Source organism: Herbidospora galbida (assembly GCF_005233835.1).
GTDB lineage: Bacteria > Actinomycetota > Actinomycetes > Streptosporangiales > Streptosporangiaceae > Herbidospora > Herbidospora galbida.
The window spans coordinates 1-3,142 of the sequence record NZ_SZQA01000102.1 but is presented as its reverse complement, the minus strand read 5'-3'; the positions used below and the strand labels follow the sequence as shown (position 1 = coordinate 3,142).

Below are 3,142 nucleotides of genomic sequence, written 5' to 3'. Positions count from 1 at the left end.
GCTGTTTGTTGTTTGTGAATTGCATAGTGGACGCGAGCATCTTGTGGCCAAGTTTTTTAGGGCACACGGTGGATGCCTTGGCATCAGGAGCCGATGAAGGACGTGGGAGGCTGCGTTAAGCCTCGGGGAGTCGCCAACCAGACGTTGATCCGGGGATGTCCGAATGGGGAAACCCAGCACCAGTCATGTGGTGTTGCCTCCGCCTGAATGTATAGGGCGGTTGGTGGTAACGCGGGGAAGTGAAACATCTCAGTACCCGTAGGAAGAGAAAACAAGAGTGATTCCGTGAGTAGTGGTGAGCGAAAGCGGATGAGGCCAAACCGTATGCGTGTGATAGCCGGCGGGCGTTGCGTATGCGGGGTTGTGGGACCCTCTGGGGAGATCTGCCGGTCTCCCAGACAGTAAGAAATCAGCGTGGTAGTCGAAGCTTTTGGGAAATTGCGCCGTAGACCGTGAGAGCCGGGTAGGCGAAACTTCGCTGACTGTTTGAGGGGATCCCAAGTAGCACGGGGCCCGAGAAATCCTGTGTGAATCTGCCAGGACCACCTGGTAAGCCTAAATACTCCCTGATGACCGATAGTGAACTAGTACCGTGAGGGAAAGGTGAAAAGCGCCCCGGTGAGGGGTCGTGAAATAGTACCTGAAACCGTGTGCCTACAAGCCGTAGGAGCGTAAACACCTTCGGGTGTTTGTGATGTGACTGCGTGCCTTTTGAAGAATGAGCCTGCGAGTTATGGTGTGTGGCGAGGTTAACCCGTGTGGGGGAGCCGTAGCGAAAGCGAGTCTGAATAGGGCGTTGAGTCGCATGCTGTAGACCCGAAGCGGGGTGATCTACGCATGGGCAGGTTGAAGCGCGGGTAAGACCGCGTGGAGGACCGAACCCACCAGGGTTGAAAACCTGGGGGATGATCTGTGTGTAGGGGTGAAAGGCCAATCAAACTCCGTGATAGCTGGTTCTCCCCGAAATGCATTTAGGTGCAGCGTCGCGTGTTTCTTGCCGGAGGTAGAGCACTGGATGGCCGATGGGCCCGACAAGGTTACTGACGTCAGCCAAACTCCGAATGCCGGTAAGTGAGAGCGTGGCAGTGAGACTGCGGGCGATAAGGTTCGTAGTCGAGAGGGAAACAGCCCAGATCACCGACTAAGGCCCCTAAGCGTGTGCTAAGTGGGAAAGGATGTGGAGTCGCAGAGACAACCAGGAGGTTGGCTTAGAAGCAGCCACCCTTGAAAGAGTGCGTAATAGCTCACTGGTCAAGTGATTCCGCGCCGACAATGTAGCGGGGCTCAAGTACACCGCCGAAGTCGTGGCATTCGCGCCTAGCGCGGATGGGTAGGGGAGCGTCGTGTCGCCGGCGAAGCAGCAGAGTGATCTAGTTGTGGAGGCGACGCGAGTGAGAATGCAGGCATGAGTAGCGAATCAGAAGTGAGAAACTTCTGCGCCGGATGACCAAGGGTTCCTGGGGCAGGCTAATCCGCCCAGGGTAAGTCGGGGCCTAAGGCGAGGCCGACAGGCGTAGTCGATGGATAACGGGTTGATATTCCCGTACCCGCTGTGATGCGCCCATATCGAGGCCAGTGATACTAACAGTCCTTACCCACCTGTGATCCTTCGGGAGAGCGGGCCGGGGAACGCTGGACCTGATCTGGTAGTAGGTAAACGATGGGGTGACGCAGGAAGGTAGCCCAGCCCGGGCGATGGTAGTCCCGGGGTAAGCATGTAGGGAGCGAGATAGGTAAATCCGTCTCGTATTAATCCTGAGGTGTGATGCCGAGCCGATTGTGGCGAAGTGGGTGATCCTATGCTGCCGAGAAAAGCCTCTAGTGAGTGTCATGGCGGCCCGTACCCTAAACCGACTCAGGTGGTCAGGTAGAGAATACTAAGGCGTTCGGGTGAACTGTGGTTAAGGAACTCGGCAAATTGCCCCCGTAACTTCGGGAGAAGGGGGGCCTCTGCTGGTGACGATTCTTGCAATCTGAGCTGGTGGGGGTCGCAGTGGCCAGGGGGAAGCGACTGTTTACTAAAAACACAGGTCCGTGCTAAGTCGTAAGACGATGTATACGGACTGACGCCTGCCCGGTGCCGGAACGTTAAGGGGACCGCTTAGCCCAGTAATGGGCGAAGGTGAGAACTTAAGCGCCGGTAAACGGCGGTGGTAACTATAACCATCCTAAGGTAGCGAAATTCCTTGTCGGGTAAGTTCCGACCTGCACGAATGGCGTAACGACTTCCCCGCTGTCTCAACCACAGACCCGGTGAAATTGCACTACGAGTAAAGATGCTCGTTTCGCGCAGCAGGACGGAAAGACCCCGGGACCTTCACTACAGCTTGACATTGGTGTTTGGAACGGTTTGTGTAGGATAGGTGGGAGACTGGGAAGCTTGGACGCTAGTTCAGGTGGAGTCATTGGTGAAATACCACTCTGATCGTTTTGGATGTCTAACCCGCGCCCGTGGATCCGGGTGGGGGACAGTGTCTGGTGGGTAGTTTAACTGGGGCGGTTGCCTCCCAAAGAGTAACGGAGGCGCCCAAAGGTTCCCTCAGCCTGGTTGGCAATCAGGTGTCGAGTGTAAGTGCACAAGGGAGCTTGACTGTGAGACCGACGGGTCGAGCAGGAGCGAAAGCTGGGACTAGTGATCCGGCACCGACGTGTGGAAGTGGTGTCGCTCAACGGCTAAAAGGTACCCCGGGGATAACAGGCTGATCTTCCCCAAGAGTCCATATCGACGGGATGGTTTGGCACCTCGATGTCGGCTCGTCGCATCCTGGGGCTGGAGTAGGTCCCAAGGGTTGGGCTGTTCGCCCATTAAAGCGGTACGCGAGCTGGGTTTAGAACGTCGCGAGACAGTTCGGTCCCTATCCGCTGCGCGCGCAGGAGACTTGAGAGAGGCTGTCCCTAGTACGAGAGGACCGGGACGGACGAACCTCTGGTGTGCCAGTTGTTCTGCCAAGGGCACGGCTGGTTGGCTACGTTCGGAAGGGATAACCGCTGAAAGCATCTAAGCGGGAAGCTCGTCTTGAGATGAGGTCTCCCACCTGTGAAGGGTAAGGCCCCCGGTAGACGACCGGGTTGATAGGCCGGGAGTGGAAGCGCGGTAACGTGTGGAGCTGACCGGTACTAATAGGCCGAGGACTTGACCATA

Annotated in this window: 1 rRNA gene; it reads left to right on the top strand. The window is 56.8% G+C overall.

Annotated features, from left to right (window positions below):
• The first annotated feature begins 45 nt into the window (after nt 1-45).
• Nucleotides 46-3,141: ribosomal RNA gene (locus FDA94_RS38825) — 23S ribosomal RNA — on the top strand.
• Nucleotide 3,142: the final 1 nt, after the last annotated feature.